Genomic DNA, 5,561 nt, shown 5'->3' on the forward strand with positions numbered 1-5,561 from the left:
CGGCCGCGCCGCGTCGGTCCACGAGACCAGGCCGCCGTCGAGCTCACCGACGATCTGGTCGTAGCCGACCTTGCGCGCCTGCCAGAGGATCTCGGCGGGGTCCTGGTCGGTGTTGCGCACGACCAGGATCGGCCGGTCGTCCTCGACCAGCCAGCCGAGCCAGGTCGCGAAGACCGGCCGCAGCGGGATCGACACCGATCCCGGCACGTGGGCTCGGGAGAAGTCGGGCACCGGGCGTACGTCGACGAGCTGTGCGCCGTCCGCGACCAGCCGCGCGACGTCGTCCGCCGACAGCGGCCGCAGGGTGTCTCCGTGGACGGGCGCGGGCCCGCGACGGTTGATCTCGCCGAGCCGCAGGAAGTACGGCGGGAAGCTGCCCAGCGATGCCAGCAGCTGGCTCACGAACGCATCCTCGTCGGCGGCGCGGAGCAGCGTGTTGGTGGCGCGCTCGGCGCCGATCGTGGACGTGCGCTCGGCCCCGGGCGGGGCGGAGCAGAACGAGCCCGCCCCGTGCGTGGGCCACACCGCGACCTCGTCGTCGAGCTCCGCCAACCGTTTCAGCGACCGGTACTGCGCCCGCGCCAGCTCCTCCGTCCGCTCCGGGGAGACCAGATCGGTGCGCGCCGCGGACCCGACCAGGAGCGATCCTCCGGTGAAGACGCCGAGCACCCGCGACCCGTCGAGGACCTCGAACGCGAGGTGCTCATGGGTGTGCCCGGGGGTGGCCAGCGCCCGGAGGGTCAGGCCGCCCAGGTCGATCTCGTCGCCGTCGACCAGCGCGCGATGCGGGAACTCCCGGTGGCCGGCTCTCGACGCCAGGGCGACCGCGCCGTCCTCGGCCCCGAGCCGGAGCGCGCCGCTGAGGAAGTCGGCGTGCAGATGGGTGTCCGCGGCGTACGCGATCCGCAGCCCGCGCCGGGCAGTGGCCGCGCGCAGCGCCCGCAGGTCGAGGCTGGCATCCACCGCCAGCGCCCGGCCGTCGCCGAGGTCGAGCAGGTACGCCGAGTTGCCGAGCCCCTCGTCGACCAGCGGGATCACCTCGAGGTCAGCCATCGGTCCTCCTGTGCAGTGCCGGAATCGCGAACGCGCCTACCCTACGTTATTCCATAGAATATTGGAATGACAGACCGCGCGATGGCTCAGGCGGTGGTCCGGACGTGGGCACGTTCGCCCTGCCGGCCCACGAGGCTGAGGTACTCGACGGGACCGCGGCTGGTCGCGCCGAACCAGTGCGGGGTACGGGTGTCGAACTCGGCTGCCTCGCCGGCCTTGAGGAGGAGGTCCTGGTCTCCCAGCACGAGCCGCAACGTGCCGTTGAGGACGTATGCCCAGTCGAATCCTTCGTGGGAGCGCAGGTCGGCAACGGCGTCGTCCCTGCCGGGCGGGAGGACGAACTTGTAGGCCTGGATGCCCCCGGGTCTGCGCGTGAGGGGGATGATCACCGACCCGTCGCTGCACGACAGCGGTCGGAGGTCGACCCGCGGGTCGGCTGTGCGGGGGGCGTCGACGAGTGAGTCGAGAGTGACGCCGTAGAAGCGCGCGAGCGGCAACAGCTGCTCCAGTGTCGGTCTTCGGAGCCCGGCTTCGAGACGGGACAGCGTGCTGATCGAGATGCCGGTCTCGTCCGCAAGACGCGTCAGCGTGATGTCTCGCCTGAGGCGCAGATGCTTCAAACGCGGTCCGACCGCATCCATGGCGTCGTCCATCGGATCACTCACGGCCATCACTTTGCCATTTGGCAAGGAACTTTGCACAGAGGGCGAGTCGGCCGGATGCTCGTGGACACCTGAGAAACGAGCGAAGAAGGCGGAGATGACCGACCACACTTTCGATCAGTCCTACTGGGAGAAGCACTGGAGCTCCGGGGACGCCCCGGCGCGGAGCGAGCAGATGCCGGCCAACCCGTACCTCTCCACGGAGACCGCTGCCCTTGAGGTGGGTTCAGCCCTCGACGCGGGTTGCGGGACGGGCGCCGAGGCGCTCTGGCTGGCCGCGCAGGGCTGGACGGTCACCGGCGCCGACATCTCGTCCGCGGCGCTGGAGACGGCGGCGGCGCGGGCGGACGCCGCCGGCCTCGCCGACCACCTCGAGTGGGTCCACGCCGACCTGACGTCGTGGGAGCCCGAGCGCAGCTGGGACCTGGTGGTGACCAGCTACGCGCACCCCGCCGCGGGGCAGCTCGACTTCTACCGCCGCATCGCCTCGTGGGTCGCACCGGGCGGCACACTGCTGATCGTCGCGCACGACCATGGCGCTCATCCGGAGCACGCCACCGCGGCAGTCGCCGAGATCAAGGAGCTGTTCGCCGGAGCGAGCTGGCGCATCGACACCGGCTACGAGAGCTCCCGAACGGTCGAAGCAGGCGGTGGCGTGACCGACCTCCGTGACGTCGTCGTGCGGGTCCACCGCACCAGCTGAGCACGGCCGCTCTCATGTCATCCCCTCTCGCCCCGTCCGGCCTCGGCGACGTCGTCATCGAGGACTCACGGCAGCGCCGCGCGATCTTGTGGGCCGTCTGCATCGCGCTGATGGCCGTCGTCGCCTCGGTGTCCGGGCTCAACGTGGCCCAGCCACAGCTCGCCGAAACCTTCAACGCTTCCCAGGGCACCGTCCTGTGGATCATCAACACCTACACGCTCGCGCTCGCGGCCCTGTTGCTGCCGTTGGGTGCCGCTGGTGATCGGTGGGGCCGAAAGCCGGTGCTGCTCATCGGGCTCGCCGTCTTCGGGGTCGCCAACCTCGCGGCTGCTGTCGCGCCGACGGTGGAGGTGATGCTGGGCGCACGGCTGGCCAGCGGAGTGGGAGCGGCGATGATCATGCCCGTCACCCTGTCGGTCATCACCTCCACGTTCCCCGACAGCGAGAGGTCGAGAGCGATCGGGATGTGGACCGCCGTGGCCGGCGGTGGCGGCATCGCCGGCATGTACCTGTCCGCGCTGCTGGTCGACGTCGCCAGCTGGAGGTGGCTGTTCGTGCTGCCGATCGCCCTGACCGCGGTGGCGGTCGTGATCGGTCTCGGCGCGGTCCCGAACTCCCGCCAACCCGCTCCCGGACGCTTCGACCTGCTCGGCGCCCTGACGTCGGTGGTCGCCGCGGTCGGTCTGACCTATGCCCTGCACGAGGCCCCCGTCCACGGATGGGGTGACCCGCTCATCGTGACCACGCTGGCGGTGGCTGTCGCGGCGACGACCGGGTTCGTGCTCTGGGAGCTGCGGCAGGCGAGCCCGCTCCTCGACGTACGTCACTTCCGCACCCGCGGGCTCTCCTCCGGTTCCACCCTGCTGCTGGTCCTCTTCGGGGTCCAGGCCGGTGTTGCGCTGATGCTGTACCCCTTCTTCCAGGTCGTGCTCGGGTGGAGCGGGCTGCGTTCGACCCTCGGGCTCATGCCGATGGCGCTGCTGATGATGGTCGCCTCGGGGCTCGCGCCGTTGCTCGCGGCCCGTGTGGGGGTGCGCGCCGCCATGACGACCGGGCTGACGATCGCCACCGGCGGTCTGGCGCTCATGGCGGGCCTGGTCTCCGCCGACGGCGGCTACCTCAGCGTGCTGCCCGGGCTCATGGCGATGGGACTGGGCACCGGGCTGGCGATGACTCCCTCGACCGAGGCGATCACGTCGTCCCTGCCTCGTGAGCAGCAAGGTGTCGCCTCCGCTCTCAACGACCTGACCCGGGAGCTCGGGGCCGCGCTCGGCATCGCCTTGCTGGGAGGGCTCCTTGCCGGCGGCTACCAGAACGCCGCGCGAAGCCGGCTCGACGGGGTTCCGGCTCCCCTCGCTGATGTCGCCCGTGAGGGGGTCGCCAACGCCGACGCCGTCAGCAGGACTGCAGGTGCCTACGCCGATCAGATCCGGGCAGCGGCCGAGGAGTCGTTCGTCATCGGCTGGCAGCAGGCCATGTGGGTCGGCGTCGGGTTGATGGCCGCGCTCCAGGTCTTCATCCTCGTTCGGGGACCACGCGGCGGGTGACGCTCACTCGTCGCGGGCGTCGTAGGACCCGCGGTTGTCCAGCACCTCGGCCATGTGAGCCTGTGCCCAGCTCCTCAGACCTCGCGTCACGTGGTGCAGGGACTCGCCCAGGTCGGTCAGCTCGTAGGTGACCGTGACCGGGACGGTGGGGGTGACGGTGCGTGTCACCATCCCGTCGCGCTCGAGGGATCGCAATGTCTGGGTGAGCATCTTCTGGCTCACCCCGGCCAGCAGGCGGGACAGCTCGGAGTAGCGCATCGCGGTGGGGGCGTCGTCCTCGCTCGGCTCGGCGTCGCCGTCACCTGCCAACGCGCACAGGATGAGGACCACCCACTTGTTCGAGATCCGGTCCAACAGCTGACGGCTCGGGCACACCGCGAGGAAGGCGTTGAACTGGATCCTCGCCTGCTCGGCCCGATCCTGCTTCGTCGTCATCGCGTGAGTGCCTTTCACAGAACGAAGATGGAGAGCAACGCACCTTGAAGTGCCTACTTCCCAACAGAGAGTTGCATTCCCAAGATGGAGCACAGCACTCGAAAGCACAACCACCACAACGCGAAGGGACACCACCGTGACGTCGACGACCACCACCACTCTCCCCGGCGGCAGCTTCGCGCTGGGCGACCTCACGGTCAGCCGCTTCGGCTACGGCGCCATGCAGCTGGCCGGCCCGGGGGTCATGGGCCCGCCCGCCGATCACGACGCGGCGCTCGCCGTCCTACGGGAGGCGGTCGACCTGGGGATCACCCACATCGACACCAGCGACGCCTACGGGCCGCGGGTCACCAACAGCTTGATCCGCGAGGCCCTGCATCCCTATCCCGACTCCCTGCACATCGTCACCAAGGTGGGTGCCACCCGTGACGGGGCCGGTGGGTGGCCGACCGCCCGGCGACCCGAAGACCTGCGGCAGCAGGTCCACGAGAACGTGAAGGCCCTCGGGGTCGAGGTGCTCGACGTGGTCAACATGCGGATGGGAGATGCCGAGGGGCCGAAGCCCGGCTCGATCGCAGAGGCGTTCGGGACTCTTGCAGACCTCCAGCAACAAGGCCTCATCCGCCACCTCGGAGTCAGCAACGTGACTGAGGAGCAGGTCGCAGAGGCGCAGAGCATCGCACCGGTCGTGTGTGTCCAGAACAGGTACAACCTCGCCCACCGACACGACGACGAGCTGATCGATCGGCTCGCCTCCCACGGCATCGCCTACGTGCCGTTCTTCCCTCTCGGGGGCTTCAGCCCGTTGCAGTCCTCCTCCCTCTCGGCGGTCGCTCACCGACTCGGCTCGACGCCGATGTCGATCGCGCTGGCATGGCTGTTGCAGCGCTCACCCAACATCCTGCTCATCCCTGGCACCTCGAAGGTCGCGCACCTGCGCGAGAACGCCGACGGCGCAGGCATCTCCCTCTCCGCCGACGACCTGGCCGAGCTGGACGAGATCGGTGCGTGAGCCTCGACCCGCGGGCAAGGCTCCGGGACATCGCCTCTGAGGTCGGTCAGAGACCCAGTGCGGTGCGCAGCTGCGCGACGTCCGCACGGACGGCGGCGAGCCGGGCGGGCGCCAGGGCCTCGGAGATCCGGCCGTTGGACAGTCGTTCC

At 70.0% G+C, this 5,561-nt stretch carries 6 protein-coding genes; 3 read left to right on the top strand and 3 right to left on the bottom strand.

The features are described from left to right. Positions 1 to 1,053 (bottom strand): MBL fold metallo-hydrolase (locus H0488_RS21740; RefSeq protein WP_183101299.1); only part of this gene is annotated, 1,053 nt, incomplete at its 3' end. Between the two features lie 86 nt (positions 1,054 to 1,139). Beyond that, on the bottom strand, positions 1,140 to 1,706 hold the full coding sequence (locus tag H0488_RS21745; RefSeq protein WP_183101304.1) for a helix-turn-helix domain-containing protein: 567 nt from the start codon (positions 1,704 to 1,706) through the stop codon (positions 1,140 to 1,142). A 106-nt stretch (positions 1,707 to 1,812) separates the two neighbouring features. Between H0488_RS21745 and H0488_RS21750 the strand changes: the two genes are divergently transcribed. Together H0488_RS21750 and H0488_RS21755 are read left to right on the top strand one after the other, a co-directional pair. Next, a complete protein-coding gene (locus tag H0488_RS21750; protein ID WP_183101300.1) occupies positions 1,813 to 2,418 on the top strand; it encodes a class I SAM-dependent methyltransferase in 606 nt (201 codons plus the stop codon). A 14-nt stretch (positions 2,419 to 2,432) separates the two neighbouring features. Next, positions 2,433 to 3,965, top strand: a complete 1,533-nt coding sequence (locus H0488_RS21755) for an MFS transporter (protein ID WP_183101301.1) — start codon at positions 2,433 to 2,435, stop codon at positions 3,963 to 3,965. 3 nt (positions 3,966 to 3,968) lie between these two features. Here H0488_RS21755 and H0488_RS21760 read toward each other — a convergent pair whose 3' ends face one another. Continuing rightward, positions 3,969 to 4,400, bottom strand: a complete 432-nt coding sequence (locus H0488_RS21760; RefSeq protein WP_183101302.1) for a winged helix-turn-helix transcriptional regulator — start codon at positions 4,398 to 4,400, stop codon at positions 3,969 to 3,971. Positions 4,401 to 4,536: 136 nt separating this feature from the next. Here H0488_RS21760 and H0488_RS21765 point away from each other — a divergent pair, with 136 nt between their 5' ends. Next, positions 4,537 to 5,412 carry an aldo/keto reductase family oxidoreductase gene (locus H0488_RS21765; RefSeq protein ID WP_183101303.1) on the top strand — a complete coding sequence of 292 codons (876 nt, stop codon included), beginning with the start codon at positions 4,537 to 4,539 and terminating at the stop codon, positions 5,410 to 5,412. Positions 5,413 to 5,561: the final 149 nt, after the last annotated feature.

The organism is Nocardioides pelophilus (assembly GCF_014180685.1).
GTDB classification, from domain to species: Bacteria; Actinomycetota; Actinomycetes; order Propionibacteriales; family Nocardioidaceae; genus Nocardioides; species Nocardioides pelophilus.

What these genes read in the sequence shown, in the direction of transcription:
- H0488_RS21760 (WP_183101302.1), bottom strand. Translation starts at nt 4,400, where the DNA reads ATGACGACGAAGCAGGATCGGGCCGAGCAGGCGAGGATCCAGTTCAAC.
- H0488_RS21755 (WP_183101301.1), top strand. Translation starts at nt 2,433, where the DNA reads ATGTCATCCCCTCTCGCCCCGTCCGGCCTCGGCGACGTCGTCATCGAG.
- H0488_RS21745 (WP_183101304.1), bottom strand. Translation starts at nt 1,706, where the DNA reads ATGGACGACGCCATGGATGCGGTCGGACCGCGTTTGAAGCATCTGCGC.
- H0488_RS21750 (WP_183101300.1), top strand. Translation starts at nt 1,813, where the DNA reads ATGACCGACCACACTTTCGATCAGTCCTACTGGGAGAAGCACTGGAGC.